The following is a 19,246-nucleotide window of genomic DNA, read 5'->3' as shown; positions in this document are numbered from 1 at the left end:
TTGTGCGACCGCGCCTTTGTACGGTCGCATTCTTATTTGCACGCGCAAGCGTTAACTCGAGATATCTTCATGTTTTCGAAAACTCCAATTGCGGGGGCGCTTGCGCTAATTTTTTGCGCCGGCGCGTTCGCCGAAGAATCCAAAACGGCGGTTAAATCCGTTAGTTTGTTGCAGCAGGCCGAAGGTCTCCCCGCAGAGTTTCACGAGTTCTTTTTTGATGTGCCGTTGGCTGTTCGGGTGGAAGTCGATCAACAGTTTCTCGGCGAGGCAATGATTTTGTTGTCCCGCGATGAGCGGGTGACTTTGGTCAATTTCACCGATGCTCGCGACAGTGATGTGCCGCCCGCCGAACGCGACGAGTGGTCGGCGTTCCTGAGCCAAGGCGTGGTGCTGGGGACGTGCAAAAGTGGTTGCCCCCGCCAGTTGCTGAGCGTGCACTACAGCCTGGAAGACTCCATGGTGTCTTTGGTCACGGCCAATGCTGAGCGTAGCTCTCAGACCAAACAGTTCCATGATCAGCCCGAAGACGGCAGTGTTGGTTTGATCGTGCGCAACCAGTTGAACATCAGTGGTGGCCAGCAGCAGAACCCCGCAGGGCGTTATGGCCTTGAGGCGAGTGCGAGCCTGGGGAATTGGACACACACCTTTAATGCACAAATCTCGCGTATGGCGGGGGTGAGCACCGGTGTGAATCACGCTGTGCACGAGTTGCATGCGCAACGGGAAATGGCCGGTACTTTTGTGCGTGCCGGTTACTTCACCCCGACTACCCAAGGCTTGACCCGGCCAGCCCGCACACTCGGCCTGGGGCCGGACACAGTGCTTGGCGTAATGTACGGCAGTTCCGACAGCCTGGTCGTCGACATTCTGCAACCCAGCCTGTACCCGATTACCGTAACGCCCAACCGTCAGGCCGTAGCAGAGATCTACCGCAATGGCATGCTGATCAATAGCCAACAAGTCGCCAGTGGTTTGCAAACCTTGGATACCCGGCCCTTGCCTGGCGGAATTTACGAGGTAGAAGTCCGTTTGCTGGAAGACGGCCAGGTCATCTCCAGTACTTCCGAGCTGATCTACAAGCCTGCCAACTGGGGTAATCCGGAGAATCGCTGGCGTTACAACCTGTTTGCCGGGCGCGAAAGCCGTTTGCTCAGCAATTGGCAGCAAGATGATGAAGGTGCCCCGACTGCCGGTGCTGCATTCAATTTCCTGTTGCACCCGCGTGTTGTACTGGGGCTGTCCGCTCGGCAGGTCAAGGACCAGTTGCAACTGGGCACCTCCGCCGAATGGACGGCGAGCGACAAAACCTCGCTCTATACCAGTGTTTCCCAGACGAAAGGCGAGGGGACGGGGATTGAGGTGCAAGGCGTGCATCGGTACGACGGTGGCAGCCTGGTGCTGCGCCACCAGCGTAGTTGGCTGGACACTCGCAATACATACGAAGTGCTGCCTGACGGTACGCAAACCCGCACCCGTAATACCTTCAATGGGCAAACCAGTAGCACTGCGTTGTCGCTGAACCAGCGAATAAGCAGTAAGAGTTCGGTCAGCGCGCAGGTTTCCCATAGCCAGGGCTACAGCGAGGGCGTGGGGGTGGACTTGAGTTGGACGCGTAACACGCAGTTGTTTGGTCATCAGGCAGACTGGCGGGTGGCAGTGTTTGATCGCCCGGGTACCGTGGGTACCGCGAATCAGCGCGATCGCGGAATTGACCTCAGTGTGCGCATGGCATTGGGCTCGGACGGTCATCAGCTTTCCGGCAGCGTTGGTTCCCGCACCTCGCGCGAAGGTGCGCGCGACGCGAATGCATCGGTGACCTATCGGCGCGACCTGAAGGATCATGTCCTGCAAAGCGTTTCCGCAACGGCCAGCAGCGATACCTATGGCACCGGCCTGGCAGGTACTGCTGACTTCAAGACCGCCAAGGTCAGCGGTTCGGCGCACATGCAGCAGTCTTCCTACAATGGTGCGGTCACGGGTGGGCTTAACCTGGATAGCACCTTGGCCATCAGCGGCAAAAACGTCGTGTTCAGTAGCCAGAGCTCGACGGGTGAGGCGGGGATGATCGTCGATGTAGAGAGCGATCTGGATGACATTCAGGTACGTGCCGATGACTTCAATGGCACTAACGCCATGTTGCGCCCCGGACGTAATTTCATCCCGGTTTCGGCATACAAAAGTGGCACGGTGAGTTTTGATTTTGAGGGTAATGACGTGCCAGCGGCTTCGATTCAGCCAGCGCGTACGACTTACCACTTGAATAAAGGCGGGGTGGAGTATCGCAAGATACGCATCGTGAAAACGGTGACCGTAATGGGGCGTCTGCTGGATGCTGGCGGTAAACCCTTGAAGGGCCATCACGTAATCAACCATGCGAGCCGCGGGGTCAGTGAGGTCGACGGGTTCTTCTCCCTGGAGATGAGCGAGAGTTCTCCTACACTTGAGGTACGGCACAACAGCCAGTTGTTATGCCAGTTCCGGCTCGATCCAGCCAACCAGCGCCGAGAAAATGATGTGTTGATGGTGGGCGATCTGCGGTGTCATTCAGACACCTTGGCCGATGCTGCTTATAAGACTGAAAACGCCAGTTGAACGGGCCTTATATAACAGTGCCCAGCGTGCTGCTGTGCATAGGAAGGTAATATGACCAAGTTAATGAACCGGCTGGTGTTGATCTCGGCACTCACTGGCCTTTATACCGGTGCGGCCAGTGCATTGGATGTGCAGGCCGAAATTAAACCTGACCCAAGCAATCCCTCTATTGCGCAGATTGTTAACTTGACGCCGCAAAGTGGATATTGCACTGAGGCTGCGTTCAGTGCGCAGTGCAGTTCCCGAGGGATTCGCAGTAATAGTTTCCCTATTACCCTGACAGGGCCGGTTGCTCAAAATCAGGTGATTCCGTTTGGTATACCGGCCAATTGGAGTACGTTTACTGTTCAACACGACACTATCCCTGGCGAAACCGCAGAGATTAGGATTCGAATTGCGGGTGTTGGTACGCGCTATCGTCTGAACGCAACGGCGCAAAGCATTATCGGCGCTCCTAATTTCTCAAATTTCGATGCACACGCCTTCTTGATGACCCCGTCATGGTCCACGGGCACTGGAGCTTGCCAGAGTATTGCCGGCAGCTCCCAGGCGGGAGCGTTAGATGGCCAGCGGTTTGCGGCATTCTGGTTATCACCGCTGAACGTGACGACATGCCCGCGAGATTCAGATTACAACATCCCCAATCTGACGCTTGAGACGCTTGATGTTCACTACATGTTGGAGGCTGTTCGACCGGAAAAGCTGATCAGTGGCGGATATCACGGGTCATTTTCCTACACTGTCGGCGGCGCCGGCAGCGACTTCAACATGGGTAGCCTGACACCCAGTTCGTCGTTGATGACGTTCGATCTGAACTTGGCCGTGAAACAGGACGTCAAGGTCGACATGTCCGCTGACAGGGTCCACTTGGCACCCAAGGGTGGCTGGTTGGAGTGGATCAATCACGGGCGACAATCCGAGAAATTACTGGGCGACCTGCGGTTTTTCATTTTGACGTCCAGCCCGTTCAAGATAACCCTTACATGCGAGCATCCAGGCACCAATACCTGCGAGATAAACAATGGTACGCACGCAGTACCAGTGAACATGTCCGTCAGTCTGGCCAGCCCTTGGGTAGACGGGGTGGGCCTGCCTGTGGAACGGCGCGCCTTGACACTGGATGGGATGCAGACACAACGCTTCTCACCCACGGGTGCGATTTCACGAGCGCCCAGTGTGGTGCACTTTGAAGTACCAAGCGCCCACGTAGACAGCATGGCCAGTGGGTCCAGTTATCGCGGTACTGTCTATATAACATTTGATTCGGATATTTGATGGCCGTAGCAAACCTGAGGCTTATTCAGGTGGGTTGAGCAGAGGTTGTATCCCATGAAGTTTATTTACGTTGTGATTGGTACCTTGTTGTTGAGCTTGAATGTTTACGCAGGCCCTAGCCTGCAGATTGGTCAGTTCTATGACTTTATGCCGGGTAGTCAAAGTAGCTTTCTCAAGCGCATTCATAACTCCGGGACGTCAACGGCATTTGTGAAAATCGAAGTGAAAGAAATTTTCTACGAGAAAGGTGGCGCTCGTGAAGAGCCGCTGAAAGTGGTTGAAGGCAGCACCCGAGACGGTTTGGTGGCGAGCCCGGCGCGTTTGATAGTGCCGGCAAAAGGCACGCAGGGTACCCGGTTGTTGTACACCGGTGATCGCAGTAAAGAACGCTATTTCCGGGTTCGTTTCCTGCCAGTCGTTCCTGAGAAGGAGGATAAGTTCGCGGTCTCTGAGGCTGAGCGTGAAACCTACGAAAAAAACATGTCGGCGGGCTTCAATGTGATGGCTGGCTACGGGATGGTGTTCTTCGTTCGCCCGAGTAACACGCGGTTTGAGACTAAGATCGATGACGGTGCCAAGCGTTATATCATCAAAAACAACGGCAACAGCGTCGTGGTGATTGAAGGCCTCAAGGATTGCTCAGCCAGTGACGAAGACAAGTGCGCTGCTACAAGGAAAGTGCATTTGATTCCGGGGCTTGAATACGCTTTCGATAAACAGCCTGGCCGGGTTTATCGCTATAACCTGATTGAGGGAGATAAAAAAACTCCGGTGAGCGTCAAGGGGCTTTGAGCACATACCGTTTCAACCAAACAACCCCGCCGCAATATTGATCGAAAAGCCAAGGATGGCTGTATTGAACAAAAAACCGATCAACGACTGCCCCAGCACCACCTTGCGCATACTACGGGTGGCCACGCCGACGTCTGACGTCTGCACCGCCACGCCGATGGTGAACGAAAAGTACAAAAAGTCCCAATAGTTGGGCGTCAGCAGCCCCTCGGCAAAGCGCAGCGCCGGCTCCTTGCCGTCCCAGGTGTAATACAGGCGCGCGTAATGCACGCTGAAAATCACCCCAATCAACAGCCATGAGCCGATCACGGTCAGCCCGGTGAAGCCGTAGTGCAGTAGACGCTCGGTGGCGGGCAGGTCCTTGCTGCCGACCAGTTCGAAGGTGATGGTCGCCAGGCTGGCGATGGCCGCGATGCACACCACAAACAGCACCAGGCCAGCGTTTTCATCCTCGATCTCGGCAATGCGTTTGACGTCCGGCGCCTTGGCGCTGATGGTCAGCCAGAGCATCAAGACCAGGTAGGTCCACACGCCGGCATTCCAGCCAATGAGGATTTTGCTGACGAGTGTATCGGCCGGGACCAGGATGCCGATGGCAAGGCCCAGTACGGCGGCGCAAGAGAGGCGAGGGTGGGTGCGGGCTAGGAACGACATAAGTGCTCACAATTGGCTGACTGTGAGCACCATAGCCTATCCGGTTGTAAGTGGTCATGAATGCAACACATAACCCTTGCCGGAGCGAGTTTAGCTCGGGTTTTTCCTGACCAGCTTCATGACAACCACAAAGAACACCGGCACAAACACCACCGCCAGTGTCGCGGTGATCATCCCGCCAATCACCCCCGTGCCAATCGCCTGCTGGCTCGCCGAGCTTGCTCCGGTGGCAATCGCCAGTGGCACCACGCCGAGGATGAACGCCAGCGACGTCATGATGATCGGCCGCAAGCGCAGCCGCGCGGCCTTCAGGGTAGCGCTCATCAAGTCTTCACCCTGGTCATACAGGTCCTTGGCGAACTCGATGATCAGAATCGCGTTCTTCGCCGACAGGCCGATGATGGTGATCAATCCCACCTTGAAGAACACGTCATTGGGCATGCCGCGCAAGGTCACGGCCAATACCGCGCCGAGCACACCCAGCGGCACCACCAGCAACACGGAGGTAGGGATCGACCAGCTTTCATACAGCGCCGCCAGACACAGGAACACGATCAGCAGCGACAAGCCCAACAGCATCGGCGCCTGGGAGCCGGACAAACGTTCCTGCAATGACAAACCGGTCCATTCCTGGCCTAACCCCGCCGGCAATTGGTTGACCAGCCGCTGGATCTCGTTCATCGCTTCACCCGTGCTGTGGCCTGGCGCCGCTTCGCCGCTGATGGCAATCGCCGGGTAGCCGTTGTAGCGCGTCAACTGCGCCGGGCCCTGCGTCCACTTGGCCTCGACAAACGCCGACAACGGCACCATCTTCCCTGCGTTGTTGCGCACGTGAATCTTCATCAGGTCTGCCACTTGGCTACGCTGGTCACCTTCGGCTTGCACCACCACCCGCTGCATGCGGCCCTGGTTGGGGAAGTCGTTGATATAGGCCGAGCCGATGGCCGACGACAGCACGTTGCCCACATCCGCAAACGAGACGCCGAGTGCGTTGGCTTGCTTGCGGTCCACCTCCAACTGCACTTGGGGGGCTTCGGCCAGGGCGCTTTCGCGCACGTTGGCCAGGATCGGGCTTTTCTCGGCGGCGGCCAGCAGCTCGGTGCGCGCAGCCATCAAGGCCGCGTGGCCGACGCCGCCACGGTCTTGCAAGCGGAACTCGAAACCACTCGAAGTGCCCAGGCCGTCTACCGGTGGCGGCAGAATGGCGTAGGCAATCGCATCCTTGAGCTCGCTGAATGCAGCGTTGGCACGGTCGGCAATGGCGGCAGCCGAATCTTCACTGCTGCGCTTTGACCAGTCCTTGAGCGTGGTAAATGCCAGCGCCGCGTTTTGCCCGGAGCCCGAGAAACTGAACCCCATGATCATGGTGGTATCACCCACCCCAGGCTCCTCGGCGTTATGCGCTTCGATCTGCTCGGCCACCTGCACCGTGCGGTTCTTGCTGGCGCCAGGCGGCAACTGGATATCGGTAATGGTGTAACCCTGGTCTTCCACGGGCAGGAACGAGGAGGGCAGCCGACTGAACATCAGTCCCAGCCCCACCAGCAGCACCAGGTAGATCAGCAGGTAACGGCCGCTGCGCTTGAGGGCATAGGCGACCCAGCCTTCGTAGCGATCGGTGAACTGTTCAAAGCGTTTGTTGAACCAGCCGAAAAAACCGCCCTTGGCGTGGTGGTCATCCTTGGCGATGGGCTTGAGCAAGGTCGCACACAGTGCCGGTGTCAACGTCAGCGCCAGGAACGCAGAGAACAGAATCGAAGTGGCCATCGACAGCGAGAACTGCTGGTATATCACCCCCACCGAACCCGGCATGAACGCCATCGGCAGAAATACTGCCACCAGCACCAGTGTGATGCCGACGATAGCCCCGGTGATCTGGCCCATGGCCTTTTTCGTCGCGTCCTTGGGCGACAGGCCCTCGGTGACCATGATCCGCTCGACGTTCTCCACCACCACAATCGCATCGTCCACCAGGATGCCGATGGCCAGCACCATGCCGAACATCGTCAGCACGTTGATCGAGAAACCCAGCAGCAACATGGTGGCAAAGGTGCCCATCAACGCAATCGGCACCACCAGCGTGGGGATCAACGTGTAGCGCACGTTCTGCAGGAACAAAAACATCACCGCAAACACCAGCGCCATGGCTTCGAGCAGGGTGTAGACCACCTTGGTGATCGAGACCTTCACGAATGGCGAGGTGTCGTACGGAATCTTGTATTCCACGTTGGCCGGGAAGTAGCGCGACAGCTCATCCATCTTCGCCCGTACCAGGTTGGCGGTATTCAGCGCATTCGCGCCCGGTGCCAATTGCACGCTGACAGCAGTGGAGGGCTTGCCATTCAGGCGCGTGGAGAACTGGTATTCCTGGCTGCCGATTTCTACCCGCGCCACATCGCCGATGCGCACGGTAGAGCCATCGGGGTTGGCCTTGAGCACGATATCGGCGAACTCCGCCGGGGTCGAGAGCTGGCCCTTGACCAGGATCGCCGCGGTGATTTCCTGGGTGTTGGTGCCCGGCAAATCACCGATGCTGCCGGCTGACACCTGGGCATTCTGCGCGCTGATGGCAGCGTTTACATCGGCGGGCGTGAGGTTGAAACCGATCAGCTTCTGCGGGTCGATCCAGATGCGCATCGCACGTTCGGCACCGTAAAGCTGCGCCTTGCCCACGCCGTCCAGGCGCTTGAGTTCGTTCATCACGTTGCGCGCCAGGTAATCGCTGAGCGCTACATCATCGAGCTTGCCGTCACTGGAGGTCAGGGTGACCAGCAACAGGAAGCCGGCGGAGACTTTCTCTACCTGCAAACCTTGCTGCGTCACGGCCTGGGGCAGGCGTGGCTCCACGGCCTTGAGGCGGTTTTGCACGTCCACCTGGGCCATTTCCGGGTCGGTGCCAGGTTGGAAGGTAGCAGTGATGGTCGCGGAACCCAGGCTGCTCTGGGATTCGAAATACAGCAGGTGATCGGCGCCATTAAGCTCCTGCTCGATCAGGCTGACCACGCTTTCGTCCAGGGTTTGCGCGGAAGCACCGGGGTACACCGCATAGATCTCGACTTTAGGCGGTGCAACGTTGGGGTACTGGGCCACCGGCAATTGCGGGATCGCGAGCGCGCCGGCCAGCAGAATGAACAGGGCCACCACCCAGGCGAAGATCGGGCGGTCAATAAAGAACTGCGGCATGGCGGGTTATTCCTCTACCTGGACTTTTTCACCGGGGCGCGCATGTTGCAGGCCTTCGACGACAATGCGGTCACCGGCTTTCAAGCCGCTGCTGACCACCCAGCGGTCTTCGACCACCGCACCCAGTTCAACCGGTTGCTGGCTCACGGTCTGGTCGGCGTCCACCAGCAACACCATCGGGATACCCGCGCTGTCACGGGTGATGGCGCGTTGCGGCACGCTGATGCCTTGCTTGTCGACCGCTTGTTCCAGTCGCACCCGTACAAAGCTGCCGGGCAACAGGTCGAGGTCGGGGTTGGGGAATTCGCTGCGCAGGATGATCTGCCCGGTGCCGGGGTCGACGCTGATCTCGGCGAACAGCAGTTTGCCCGGCAGCGGGTACAGGCTGCCGTCGTCCTGGATCAACGTGGCCTTGGCCTGGTCCTGGCCGACCTGTTTCAAGCTGCCAGCGCGAAAGGCGCGGCGCAGGTCGTTGAGTTCGCGGGTGGATTGGGTCAGGTCCGCGTGGATCGGGTCCAGTTGCTGGATGATTGCCAGCGGGGTGGCTTCGTTCTGGCCCACCAGTGCACCTTCGGTCACCAGCGCACGGCCAATGCGTCCGGAGATCGGCGCAGTGACGGTGGCGTAGCCCAGGTTCAGCTTGGCGCGTTCGACAGCGGCCTTGTTGGCGGCGACTTCGGCGTTGGTCTGGCGCACGGCGGCGCGGGCGTTATCGTAGTCTTGGCCGCTGATGGCCTTGTCTTCCACCAACTGGCTGTAGCGCTGCTCTTGCAGGCGCGCCTGGAACGCATTGGCTTCGGCTTTGCTCAGGTTGGCTTGGGCGCTGTCGAGGTCGGCCTTGAAGGGCGCCGGGTCGATACGAAACAGCACGTCGCCCTGTTTCACGTCATGGCCTTCCTTGAATACCCGTTGCATCACCACGCCAGCCACTCGCGCGCGCACCTCGGCGATGCGCGGCGCGGCAATGCGCCCGCTCAGCTCGCTGCTGATGGACAAAGGCTTGGCTTGCAGGGTTTCGATACGCACTTTGGCCAGCGGCGCTTCCGGCGCCTGGGCTGCCGATTTGTCGCAAGCGCTGAGGGCGAGGGTCAGGGCCAGCAGGCAAAACGGCGCAAACAGATTCTTCGACATGCTCTTATCCCAATAATGACTGGCGCATCCTAAAGTCACCTGCGCCTTGGTGCTGTGAAGCTGTGTAGGTGGTGTGTGAAGAAATGTAAGGTGCGGCGCATAGTGCGCCGAGGATGTATATCCTTACAAAAAAACTGCAAACACCAAAGATACAATGTGGGAGCGGGCTTGCTCGCGAATGCGGTGTTTCAGTCGATACAGACTTCACTGAACCAGCGCATTCGCGAGCAAGCCCGCTCCCACATTGGATTTGTGTACTGCCAATAATTGTATTTTTCTGGAAACACCTTCATGCCCAACATCCTCCTGGTGGAAGACGACGCCGCCCTGTCCGAGCTGATTGCCAGCTATCTGGAACGCAATGGCTACCACGTCAGCGTGCTCAGCCGTGGCGATCACGTTCGCGAACGCGCGAGGCTCAACCCGCCGGACCTGGTGATTCTCGATTTGATGCTGCCGGGGCTCGACGGCCTGCAGGTGTGCCGTCTATTGCGTGCAGATTCGGCTGGCCTGCCGATCCTGATGCTCACCGCCCGCGACGACAGTCACGACCAGGTGCTGGGCCTGGAAATGGGCGCCGACGACTATGTCACCAAACCTTGCGAGCCGCGTGTATTGCTGGCGCGGGTGCGCACGTTGTTGCGCCGTAGCAGCTTGTCCGAACCTCAGGTGGCCAACGACCAGATCATCATGGGCAACCTGTGCATCGACTTGTCCGAGCGCACAGTGACCTGGCGCGAACAGCCGGTGGAACTTTCCAGCGGCGAATACAACCTGCTGGTGGTGCTGGCGCGGCATGCCGGCGAAGTGCTCAGCCGCGACCAGATCCTGCAACGGTTGCGCGGTATCGAGTTCAACGGCACCGACCGCTCGGTGGACGTGGCCATTTCCAAGCTGCGCCGCAAGTTCGACGACAACGCCGGCGAGGCGCGCAAGATCAAGACCGTGTGGGGCAAGGGCTACCTGTTCAGCCGCTCCGAGTGGGAATGCTGATCGATGTTTCGTGTACTGCTGCGCCTCTACCTGATCACCATCATCACCTACAGTGCGGCGATTTTCCTGATCCCCAAGTTGGTGATCCAGCTGTTTGAACACCGTTACCTGGACTACAACGTCGAGCAATCGCGGGGCATGCAGAAGCTGATCGTCAAGCAATACCAGCGTGCGCCAGTGTCGCGCTGGTCACAGGTTACCGAGCAGTTGAGCCAGGATTTTGCCCCGCTCAAGGTGCAACTGCTGCTGCGCCAGGACGCCAGCTATACACCACAGGAGGAGCAACTGCTGGCCCAAGGCAAATCGGTGATCCGCCTGGGGGAGTGGGGGTGGGCAGAGGACATCAGTTCGCCGATCAACGAGCAGTTCGTGGTCAAGCTGACCGTGCCACCGGACCCGTTGGACATGAACCTGTTGTACTGGTCGATGAACGTGCTGATCGGTGCGGCGCTGCTCGCGTGTCTGCTGGTGTGGTTGCGCCCGCATTGGCGTGACCTGGAACGTCTCAAGAGCACGGCCGCGCAATTGGGCCGTGGCAACCTGGAGGCGCGCACGCAGATTCCGCCCAGCTCGAACATCGGCAGCCTGGCGTCGGTGTTCGACACCATGGCCGACGATATCGAGACCCTGCTCAACCAGCAGCGCGACCTGCTCAATGCGGTGTCCCATGAGCTGCGCACGCCCCTGACGCGCCTGGATTTCGGCCTGGCGCTGGCACTGTCCGAAGACTTGCCGCAGGCCAGCCGCGAGCGCCTGCAAAGCCTGGTGGCGCATATTCGCGAGTTGGATGAACTGGTGCTGGAGTTGTTGTCTTACAGCCGCCTGCAAAACCCGGCGCAGCTGCCAGAGCGGGTGGAAGTGGTGCTCGATGAGTTTATCGACAGCGTGCTCGGCAGTGTCGACGATGAACTGGAACACCCCGAGATCGTCATCGATGTGGCGCTGGACTGCGCCGTCGAACGCTTCAGCCTCGACCCACGCCTGACCGCCCGCGCCCTGCAGAACCTGCTGCGCAACGCCACGCGTTATTGCGACAAGCGCATCCAGGTGGGGGTCCAGGTCGGCGCCCAGGGGTGTGAAATTTGGGTGGACGATGACGGTATCGGCATTCCGCTGGATCAGCGCGAGCGTATCTTCGAACCGTTCTACCGCCTTGATCGCAGCCGTGATCGTGCCACTGGCGGTTTCGGCCTGGGCCTGGCCATCAGCCGACGCGCGCTGGAAGCCCAGGGCGGAACGTTGACAGCCTTGGCGTCGCCGCTGGGCGGTGCGCGTTTCCGGGTGTGGCTGCCCAACGTCGGTTGATCACAGTACCTTGACCGCACGGCCAATGGCCTGGATCGGCCCGGTGGGTTTGCCGGTGGGTGAGCCGCGCGGGTCTTCCAGGGTCAGCTCGAACAACTGGTTCGGCGTGAGCGGCGGCAGTTTATCCAGCGGCACCGACAGCGTCTGCCCAGGCTTGACCAACCCGAGAGACACCGGCCCCTGCCAGCCATCACCCTTGGTCCAGAACTGCAAGGCTTTGTCGGCCGGGACTTCCATCACCCCCAATGGGATCAACTGAATCTGCTGATGGTTACTGGCCTGGATCACCCAGCCGGGCGCCTTGTCCTGCGGCGCGACCAGCACCACCACAAAGCTGGGTTCGGTTGTGGGTGGACGGGTCAGCAATAGCGCGGCGAGCACCAGTGTCGTTAGCAGCCCGGCGCCGGCCAGGCCACGCCAAACGGCGAGCAGGTCCCACCAGGGAGTGCTGCGGGCGCTGGCGGTGCTGCGTTCGATGCGCCGCCACAGCTGCGCCGACGGCGGCACGGGTTCGGCCAGCGCGGTCAGGGGTAACAGCCGCTGTTCCCAGGCGTCCACCGCTGCACGTAGCTCGGCATCATGCTGGAGGCGTTGCTCCACTTCGTTGCGTTGTTCGGCGGGCAGGGTGCCCAAGACGTATTCGCTGGCCAGTTCGTCGAGTGTTTCACTCATGCCATGCACTCCCGCAGCGCGGCGAGGCTACGTTTGATCCAGGCTTTGACGGTCCCCAGCGGGGTGCCCAGTTTTAACGCGATTTCGCTGTGGGAATAACCGTCGACATACGCATGCAGGATGCACGTGCGACGAGCCGGGTCGAGCTGCTCCAGGCAGGTGTGGACCTGCCCGGTGCGCGCGCTGAATTCAAAGGTGTCAGTGGCGCCTTGTTCGTGTTGGTCGTCCAGCGGCACTTCGCGGTACCCGTTGCGCACAAGGTTGAGCGCCAGGTGGCGAGTCACGCTGAAAACCCAGCCACGGGCCGAGCCGCGACTGGGGTCAAAACTGCCGGCACCGCGCCAGATCTTGATAAACGCGTCATGCACGATATCTTCGGCCAGGGCCCTGTCTCGGGCGATACGCAAGGCCACGCCGAGCAGATGGCTGCTTTCCTGCTCATACAAACGGCGCAAGGCCTGTTGATCGCCACGGGCACACGCCAGCAAACAGGCTTCATAATCAAACACGCACATCCCCCAAAGACCAACGCACCACAGGAGGGTAGCCGACTATGCTCAGTTGGCGGCCCAGAAGATGTAGTCGGCCTGGTACTTCACCACTTCCTGCTTGCCCTTGTTGGCCAGGGTGCAGGCGCTGCTCGGTGCAACACCGCCCTTGAGCGCAACCCGCTGGACATAACTCACGCCACTCATCGCCCCCTTGCCTTCAGCCGGGTTGGCCTTGACCAGTTGATAGGGCAGGTTGCCCGGGCTAGACGGCGCCACGGCCAATTGAGTACCGGTGATTTTCGAACCGTCCTTGGCCTCCCAGGTGGCCGGCGGGCCAAAGTAGGTGCCTACTGGCTTGCCGCTGCGGTCATTCAACACGGCTTTCGGGCCGACAAACGTCCACTCGGTCTGGCCAGCGGCGTTGGCCTTGTCACGGCATTCGTAGGTGATTTCGCCGACGCCGGTGGTTTCCAGTGTGACCTTGTGGCCGTCGGGCACCTTGATGTTGTCGGGCAAGCCGGTCTGGGCAAACGCTGCGGGTGCAGCAGCGAGCAGGGCGGTGAGGCAGAACAGTGCTTTAGCGTTCATGGGTATTGCTCCATTTCAGTAAAACAGCGGGATAACTGAAAGGACTACCCAGCGCGTGCGGGATTGGATGCACCGATTAGAAAATAAATCTGTGAGGGCGCACACTGTGCCCCCGCTTTACCCGAGGAGAGATTGGCAATGACCGGTGTTCATACGTCTGCTCAACAAGGTTTCTCGACCCAGGCCGTGACCTACGCCCAAGGCCGACCGGATTACCCCCGGCAACTCACTGGCTGGCTCACCGACACGCTGCGCATTGATGCGCAATCAACGGTCATCGACCTGGGGGCTGGCACCGGCAAGTTCACCCGCCTGCTCAGCACCCTGGCGACGACCTTGATTGCCGTCGAGCCGGTGACGCAGATGGGCGCGCAGTTGACCCGGTTGCTGCCGGATGTGCGCTTGCTTGAGGGCACCGCCGAAGCGATTCCCCTGCCGCCTGCCAGTGCCGATGCACTGGTCTGCGCGCAGGCCTTCCATTGGTTCTCCACCGAGGCTGCGCTAGCGGAAATCCACCGCGTACTCAAACCCGAAGGGCGCCTGGGGTTGGTGTGGAACGTGCGTGATGAATCCGTGGGGTGGGTGGCGGCGATCACCGAGATCATCACGCCCTATGAAGGTGATACGCCGCGTTTTCATACCGGGCGTTGGCGCGAGGCCTTCACGGGCCAGTATTTTTCCGACCCTGAAATGACGTGTTTTCCTTATCACCATGTGGGCAGCCCACAGGAGGTGATCATGGATCGCTTTCTCTCGGTGAGCTTCATTGCCGCGCTGCCGGCGGCGCAAAAAGCCACGGTTACCGCGCAATTGCAGGCGCTGATCGATACCCACCCGGAGTTGCGCGGGCGTGACACCGTGGCGTTTCCGTATCAGACCCAGGCCTATGTTTGTCAGCGACTGACGTAAAAGGCATAAAGTCAGATCATATTGATATAAGTCGTTATAAGAAAAATCGCTATCCTGCGGCCAGAAATTTATAAGGCCGCAGGTAGCAGTAATGGATGTGGGTAACGTTGGTTTTGTAGTTGCGGGCCTGATCGTTGGTTTTATCGTGGGCATGACCGGTGTGGGTGGGGGCTCGTTGATGACCCCAATCTTGTTGTGGTTTGGCATCAACCCGGCCACCGCCGTGGGCACTGACCTTTTGTACGCGGCCATCACCAAGTCCGGTGGGGTGCTGGTGCACAGCAAGAACAAGAATATCGACTGGACCATCACCGGCTGGCTGACCCTGGGCAGCGTGCCCGCCGTGCTGCTGACCCTGTGGTTCCTCGCCAGCCTGCACACCGACCCCAGCGCCATGAACACGGTGATCAAGCAAGCCCTCGGTGTGGTGTTGCTGCTGACGGCGTTGGCCATCCTGTTCAAGAAAAGCCTGTTGGCCTTCGCCCAGCGCCATGCCGGCGATGACTACCACATGAGCCCGCGTAACTTGAATGCGCTGACCGTGGTGACCGGTGCGATCCTCGGCACCATGGTCGCGTTGACCTCCATCGGCGCCGGCGCCCTCGGCACCGTGGCGTTGTTTATCCTGTACCCGTTCCTGGCCACCCGCCGCCTGGTCGGCACCGAAATCGCCCACGCGGTGCCACTGACCCTGGTGGCAGGCCTGGGCCACGCCAGCATGGGCAATATGGATTGGCACCTGTTGGGCTTTTTGCTGATGGGTTCGTTGCCGGGCATCTACCTCGGCAGCCACATGACCGGCAAAGTCCCGGACGGTGTGTTGCGTCCGTGCCTGGCGATCATGTTGATGACCATTGGCTACAAACTCGCCTTCTAAGGCGATTAAAGTGTGGGAGCTGGCTTGCCTGCGATGCAGGCACCTCGGTGTATCAGGCAGACCGAGGTGAGGCTATCGCAGGCAAGCCAGCTCCCACACTTCAGGCTTTTGTTGGGCCATTTCCGATCTGCCACACAAACGGCGGCTCGGCCGCATTGATCACCCAATCCCCGACAATGCGCGCCTTGTAGATCACTGGATTATGCGACGACACGGTCCGCGCATTGCGCCAGTGTCGGTCGAGGGATTTGCCCTGGCGCACATCCGAGGCTCCCAATGCGTTGAACAGTTCGGTGGTGGCACGCTGGATCAACTCCGACACCACCACCTGCGCCGTGGCCGATTCAATTTCTGCGGCCACGTTGGCTTCACGTTCAACCGCCTCATCCCCACCAAATCGCGCCACGTACGCCCGTTGTGCCGGCTCCGTTGCCTTCAACGCGCTGGCTTGCGCGGCATAGACCAGTGCGGCGACTTCGCCTACCACTTGTTGGATCTGCGCATCCTGGCTGACATGCGAGGCGTTGCCATGGCTGTAGATACGCTTGCGGCTGCGCACCTGGTGAGCCACGTCCCTTACGGCTGCGCGGCCGATACCTGCCAGACTGGCCAGCAGCACCAACTGGTAGAACGCGGTCTGGTATTTGAAGCGGGTGGCAAAGTCGATTACGTTTTCTGCTTCCACCACTGCGTCGGTGAAACGCGAGGTGCCGCTGCCGGTGGTGCGCTGGCCGAAACCGTCCCAGTCATCGCTGTGCACCACCCCAGGCTGGCGCGCGCGGGTTGCGGCAATGACATCGCCGCCGGTGTCGCTGCGCTGGGCGTACACGTCGATCCAGTCAGCGAAAATGCTGCCGGTGCTGTAGAACTTTTCACCGTTGAGTGTCCATTGGTCGCCGTCCGGGCTGACCTGGGTCACCACATCGCCGATCGCGACATTACCTATTTCGGTCCAGGCGCAGCCAACAATGTCGCCGTCAACGAAGCGCTTGAACCACAGGTCGCGACCGGCGCCGGGTAGCGCATTCAGGCGGTCTTCGACAAAGGCAAAGTGCCCGCGCAGGGCCTGGGGCACGTTGGAATCCGCTTCGGCCAACTCGATCAACAGTTCAAACAGCTGGGGCAGCGAGGCGCCGCCGCCACCGTATTCCACCGGCACCCGCACCGCGCCAAAACCCGCTTCTTTGAGCCACAGGATGGGCTCATGGGGCAGGGTGCGGGTCTGTTCGCGTTCTACCGCGCCATTGGCGATACGCTGGAATATCGGCCGAAAGCGCGCAGCCAGTGCGGGGTAGTCGACGCCGGTGGACAGCGGGTTGATGACGTGGTGTTCGGTCATGGGTGACGGCTCCTGGGCAGTGATCAATGACAGGAGCTATTGCACAGTCCGTGCCGGGCGCCCGGGCGCCTGTTTACGAGGGATTCACCCTGTCAGCTGTTGCCTGGGCAACAGTGGATGGACAAACCGACGCAATCCACGACATCTGCGCTCACGGCTTTATGGCGGCGGTTCTTCTCGGCGGGCCCCGTGGCGCGGGCGTTTGCCCCGCACTGGCACACTTGCTGCTCAAGCTCCCCGTACATTCCTTATGTGTGAGGTACCGTCCGATGAGTCAGCAGCCCGTGAAATTTGCCTATTGGGTGCCCAACGTTAGCGGTGGGTTGGTGGTCAGCAAGATCGAGCAACGCACCCATTGGGGCATCGACTACAACCGCAAACTGGCCCAACTGGCCGAAGCTGCGGGCTTCGAGTACGGCCTCACCCAGATCCGTTTTACCGCCGGTTATGGCGCCGAAAACCAGCATGAGTCCGTGGCGTTCAGCCATGCACTGCTGGCGGCAACCACCACGCTCAAGGTGATCGCGGCGATCCTGCCCGGCCCCTGGCAACCGGCGCTGGCGGCCAAGCAACTAGCGACCATCGACCAGCTCACCAACGGCCGTATCGCGGTGAACATTGTCAGTGGTTGGTTCAAGGGTGAGTTCCAGGCCATCGGCGAACACTGGCTGGAACACGACGAGCGCTATCGGCGTTCAGAGGAATTCATCCGCGCCCTCAAAGGCATCTGGACCCAAGACGATTTCACCTTCAAGGGCGACTTCTACCGCTTCAACAATTACACCCTCAAACCCAAGCCGCTCGGCCAGCCGGAAGTGTTTCAGGGCGGCAGCTCGCGTGCGGCGCGGGACATGGCTGCACGGGTGTCCGACTGGTACTTCACCAACGGCAACACGCCCGAAGGCATCAAGGCCCAAGTCGATGACATCCGCGCCAAGGCGGCGGCGAACAACCATTCGGTCAAAGTCGGCGTCAACGCGTTTGTGATCGCCCGCGACACCGAAGAAGAGGCTCGCGCCGTGCTCGCGGAGATCATCGACAAGGCCGATCCGGAAGCGGTCAACGCGTTTGGCGATGCGGCCAAACAGGCGGGCAAGGCTTCACCGGAAGGTGAGGGCAACTGGGCCAAGTCCAGTTTCGAGGATCTGGTGCAGTACAACGACGGCTTCAAGACAAACCTGATCGGCACGCCGCAACAGATCGCCGAGCGCATCGTCGCGCTCAAGGCCGTGGGCGTGGACCTGGTGCTGGCGGGCTTCCTGCATTTCCAGGAAGAAGTGGAGTACTTCGGCAAGCGTGTATTGCCGTTGGTGCGTGAGCTGGAAGCCAAGGCCGCGATCAAGCAGGTGGCTTGAACAGCACCACCGCCGCCCGCAGCTTATTGTTGCCAAACCGGCACATGCGCTCGAACTCCCCATGGCTGACCGGCAGGTGCTGGCAGTCGAGGGGCTGGCGATGCTGGCTGTGGTCCACGTCGGGGTCGTGCAGGTAGACAAAGTCGTCGTCGCAGTCGGTGACTATCACCCAATGTGGCGATTTTGAGCGCGTGAGACGGTAGCTGCTGATCAATACCAGCGGCTGTCCGCCGTCCAGTAGCACTTGGGGCAAGTCCAATGCGCCGCCGAGTATTTGCTCGACATCGCTGCCCGCCAACTCTTCTTCGAAGGCTTCGTGCACCACACGCATCACCTCTTTTTTATGCTGGTCGCGCACGCCATCGAGAAACAATGGCCCGCGCACATTCACTTGCATGCGTACCTCAAACCCTCGGCGCCAAGCCGCCAACGCCAAGCCTTGCGGGCTGCAACCGCCATGGCCGGCGGTCATGAATACGGTGGTGGCTTCACGCCAGATCTGCAGCTCTTCGCGGCGCATTGTCGCGCGGTCCGGCACCAGAGCGCCCATGGCCATCAACAGGCATGCGGCGCCGCAGGTGAAGTCGGTGGTCTGTTGGTAATACGGCACGCTTTGCGGACGCGCCGCCTGGTGTTGGAGGATGCGTTTTTCCAGGCGCAGGGCGGCGGTGTGGTCTTCGTAGTAGTCGTTGATCAGGGCGAAGCGGCGATAGCCATTGCGCTCGTAAAGGGCCAGGGCACTGGGGTTGTCGGTGCGGACCTCCAGGCGCAGGTAGGCGCAATCGTGATCCAGGGCGATGGCTTCGATGCGGCTGAGCAACTGTTTGCCCAGGCCCATCCCCCGTGCGTGTTCGGCGATGGCGATAGAGTACAGGCGCGCCAACGAGGTACCACGGTGGAACAGCACCAGCGCATAGCCGAGCAATTGCCCGTCATTGTCCGCCACCAGCAACTGGCCGTGGGCGCGGCTGACCATCCACTGAAAGCTGCGGGTGGAGAGCCGGTCAGTGGTGAAACAGTGTTGTTCCAGTGCCACCAATTCGGGCACATCGCTGAGGGTTGCAACGCGAAAGAAAAGAGCCATATGACC

At 60.1% G+C, this 19,246-nt stretch carries 16 protein-coding genes; 8 read left to right on the top strand and 8 right to left on the bottom strand.

The features are described 5' to 3' along the window. The first annotated feature begins 69 nt into the window (after window positions 1-69). Genes CFE47_RS04980 through CFE47_RS04970 form a run of 3 tightly spaced genes read left to right on the top strand, consistent with a single transcriptional unit; the run spans window position 70 to window position 4,659 of the window. On the top strand, window positions 70-2,592 hold the full coding sequence (locus tag CFE47_RS04980; RefSeq protein WP_286835762.1) for a CS1-pili formation C-terminal domain-containing protein: 2,523 nt from the start codon (window positions 70-72) through the stop codon (window positions 2,590-2,592). A gap of 51 nt (window positions 2,593-2,643) precedes the next feature. Further along, entirely contained in the window at window positions 2,644-3,867 is a 1,224-nt protein-coding gene (locus tag CFE47_RS04975) for a hypothetical protein (protein WP_286835761.1), read from the top strand. A 54-nt stretch (window positions 3,868-3,921) separates the two neighbouring features. Beyond that, window positions 3,922-4,659: a molecular chaperone gene (locus tag CFE47_RS04970; RefSeq protein ID WP_286835760.1), complete on the top strand. Its 738-nt coding sequence runs from the start codon at window positions 3,922-3,924 to the stop codon at window positions 4,657-4,659. A gap of 12 nt (window positions 4,660-4,671) precedes the next feature. Here CFE47_RS04970 and CFE47_RS04965 read toward each other — a convergent pair whose 3' ends face one another. The 3 genes from CFE47_RS04965 to CFE47_RS04955 all read right to left on the bottom strand — a co-directional run bounded on the left by CFE47_RS04965 (window position 4,672) and on the right by CFE47_RS04955 (window position 9,627). Beyond that, window positions 4,672-5,313: a DUF1345 domain-containing protein gene (locus CFE47_RS04965; protein ID WP_286835759.1), complete on the bottom strand. Its 642-nt coding sequence runs from the start codon at window positions 5,311-5,313 to the stop codon at window positions 4,672-4,674. A 90-nt stretch (window positions 5,314-5,403) separates the two neighbouring features. Next, window positions 5,404-8,496, bottom strand: a complete 3,093-nt coding sequence (locus CFE47_RS04960) for a multidrug efflux RND transporter permease subunit (RefSeq protein WP_286835758.1) — start codon at window positions 8,494-8,496, stop codon at window positions 5,404-5,406. 6 nt (window positions 8,497-8,502) lie between these two features. Then, complete coding sequence (locus tag CFE47_RS04955) at window positions 8,503-9,627, bottom strand: efflux RND transporter periplasmic adaptor subunit (RefSeq protein ID WP_286835757.1); 1,125 nt, start codon at window positions 9,625-9,627, stop codon at window positions 8,503-8,505. 291 nt (window positions 9,628-9,918) lie between these two features. Here CFE47_RS04955 and CFE47_RS04950 point away from each other — a divergent pair, with 291 nt between their 5' ends. Continuing rightward, the gene (locus CFE47_RS04950; protein WP_010210801.1) at window positions 9,919-10,620 is read left to right on the top strand and encodes a response regulator; all 702 of its coding nucleotides are present in this window, start codon (window positions 9,919-9,921) and stop codon (window positions 10,618-10,620) included. Window positions 10,621-10,623: 3 nt separating this feature from the next. Continuing rightward, window positions 10,624-11,925, top strand: a complete 1,302-nt coding sequence (locus CFE47_RS04945) for an ATP-binding protein (protein ID WP_286835756.1) — start codon at window positions 10,624-10,626, stop codon at window positions 11,923-11,925. Here the strand turns inward: CFE47_RS04945 and CFE47_RS04940 are convergent, their stop codons facing one another. From CFE47_RS04940 to CFE47_RS04930, 3 genes are read right to left on the bottom strand one after another with little or no spacing between them, the layout of a single operon-like run. Beyond that, window positions 11,926-12,597: an anti-sigma factor gene (locus CFE47_RS04940; RefSeq protein ID WP_286835755.1), complete on the bottom strand. Its 672-nt coding sequence runs from the start codon at window positions 12,595-12,597 to the stop codon at window positions 11,926-11,928. It abuts the gene before it with no gap. Then, entirely contained in the window at window positions 12,594-13,112 is a 519-nt protein-coding gene (locus tag CFE47_RS04935) for a sigma-70 family RNA polymerase sigma factor (RefSeq protein WP_185709058.1), read from the bottom strand. Before CFE47_RS04935 ends, CFE47_RS04940 begins: the two co-directional genes overlap by 4 nt. Before the next feature lie 42 nt (window positions 13,113-13,154). Beyond that, entirely contained in the window at window positions 13,155-13,676 is a 522-nt protein-coding gene (locus CFE47_RS04930; protein ID WP_286835754.1) for a DUF3455 domain-containing protein, read from the bottom strand. A 138-nt stretch (window positions 13,677-13,814) separates the two neighbouring features. On the opposite strand from CFE47_RS04930, the gene CFE47_RS04925 reads away from it, so the two are divergent. Both CFE47_RS04925 and CFE47_RS04920 read left to right on the top strand, forming a co-directional pair. Beyond that, on the top strand, window positions 13,815-14,585 hold the full coding sequence (locus tag CFE47_RS04925; protein ID WP_286835753.1) for a class I SAM-dependent methyltransferase: 771 nt from the start codon (window positions 13,815-13,817) through the stop codon (window positions 14,583-14,585). Window positions 14,586-14,676: 91 nt separating this feature from the next. Beyond that, window positions 14,677-15,462, top strand: a complete 786-nt coding sequence (locus CFE47_RS04920) for a sulfite exporter TauE/SafE family protein (RefSeq protein ID WP_286835752.1) — start codon at window positions 14,677-14,679, stop codon at window positions 15,460-15,462. Between the two features lie 100 nt (window positions 15,463-15,562). Here the strand turns inward: CFE47_RS04920 and CFE47_RS04915 are convergent, their stop codons facing one another. Beyond that, window positions 15,563-16,801 (bottom strand): acyl-CoA dehydrogenase family protein, encoded by a 1,239-nt coding sequence (locus tag CFE47_RS04915; RefSeq protein WP_286835751.1) that lies wholly within the window; start codon window positions 16,799-16,801, stop codon window positions 15,563-15,565. Window positions 16,802-17,070: 269 nt separating this feature from the next. Here CFE47_RS04915 and sfnG point away from each other — a divergent pair, with 269 nt between their 5' ends. Continuing rightward, complete coding sequence (gene sfnG / locus CFE47_RS04910) at window positions 17,071-18,156, top strand: dimethylsulfone monooxygenase SfnG (RefSeq protein ID WP_286835750.1); 1,086 nt, start codon at window positions 17,071-17,073, stop codon at window positions 18,154-18,156. Here the strand turns inward: sfnG and CFE47_RS04905 are convergent. After that, entirely contained in the window at window positions 18,140-19,240 is a 1,101-nt protein-coding gene (locus CFE47_RS04905) for a GNAT family N-acetyltransferase/peptidase C39 family protein (RefSeq protein WP_286835749.1), read from the bottom strand. The genes sfnG and CFE47_RS04905 overlap by 17 nt on opposite strands. Window positions 19,241-19,246: the final 6 nt, after the last annotated feature.

Origin of the sequence: Pseudomonas sp. PGPPP1 (genome assembly GCF_002255865.1) — a bacterium.
GTDB classification, from domain to species: Bacteria; Pseudomonadota; Gammaproteobacteria; order Pseudomonadales; family Pseudomonadaceae; genus Aquipseudomonas; species Aquipseudomonas cremoris.
This window is presented reverse-complemented; position numbering and strand designations above follow the sequence as displayed.

Excerpts from the sequence above, each read along its gene's own strand:
- CFE47_RS04970 (WP_286835760.1), top strand. The coding sequence starts at position 3,922 with ATGAAGTTTATTTACGTTGTGATTGGTACCTTGTTGTTGAGCTTGAAT.
- CFE47_RS04920 (WP_286835752.1), top strand. The coding sequence starts at position 14,677 with ATGGATGTGGGTAACGTTGGTTTTGTAGTTGCGGGCCTGATCGTTGGT.
- CFE47_RS04950 (WP_010210801.1), top strand. The coding sequence starts at position 9,919 with ATGCCCAACATCCTCCTGGTGGAAGACGACGCCGCCCTGTCCGAGCTG.
- CFE47_RS04960 (WP_286835758.1), bottom strand. The coding sequence starts at position 8,496 with ATGCCGCAGTTCTTTATTGACCGCCCGATCTTCGCCTGGGTGGTGGCC.
- CFE47_RS04980 (WP_286835762.1), top strand. The coding sequence starts at position 70 with ATGTTTTCGAAAACTCCAATTGCGGGGGCGCTTGCGCTAATTTTTTGC.
- CFE47_RS04975 (WP_286835761.1), top strand. The coding sequence starts at position 2,644 with ATGACCAAGTTAATGAACCGGCTGGTGTTGATCTCGGCACTCACTGGC.
- CFE47_RS04925 (WP_286835753.1), top strand. The coding sequence starts at position 13,815 with ATGACCGGTGTTCATACGTCTGCTCAACAAGGTTTCTCGACCCAGGCC.
- CFE47_RS04935 (WP_185709058.1), bottom strand. The coding sequence starts at position 13,112 with ATGTGCGTGTTTGATTATGAAGCCTGTTTGCTGGCGTGTGCCCGTGGC.
- CFE47_RS04915 (WP_286835751.1), bottom strand. The coding sequence starts at position 16,801 with ATGACCGAACACCACGTCATCAACCCGCTGTCCACCGGCGTCGACTAC.
- CFE47_RS04955 (WP_286835757.1), bottom strand. The coding sequence starts at position 9,627 with ATGTCGAAGAATCTGTTTGCGCCGTTTTGCCTGCTGGCCCTGACCCTC.
- CFE47_RS04905 (WP_286835749.1), bottom strand. The coding sequence starts at position 19,240 with ATGGCTCTTTTCTTTCGCGTTGCAACCCTCAGCGATGTGCCCGAATTG.
- sfnG (WP_286835750.1), top strand. The coding sequence starts at position 17,071 with ATGAGTCAGCAGCCCGTGAAATTTGCCTATTGGGTGCCCAACGTTAGC.
- CFE47_RS04945 (WP_286835756.1), top strand. The coding sequence starts at position 10,624 with ATGTTTCGTGTACTGCTGCGCCTCTACCTGATCACCATCATCACCTAC.
- CFE47_RS04965 (WP_286835759.1), bottom strand. The coding sequence starts at position 5,313 with ATGTCGTTCCTAGCCCGCACCCACCCTCGCCTCTCTTGCGCCGCCGTA.
- CFE47_RS04940 (WP_286835755.1), bottom strand. The coding sequence starts at position 12,597 with ATGAGTGAAACACTCGACGAACTGGCCAGCGAATACGTCTTGGGCACC.
- CFE47_RS04930 (WP_286835754.1), bottom strand. The coding sequence starts at position 13,676 with ATGAACGCTAAAGCACTGTTCTGCCTCACCGCCCTGCTCGCTGCTGCA.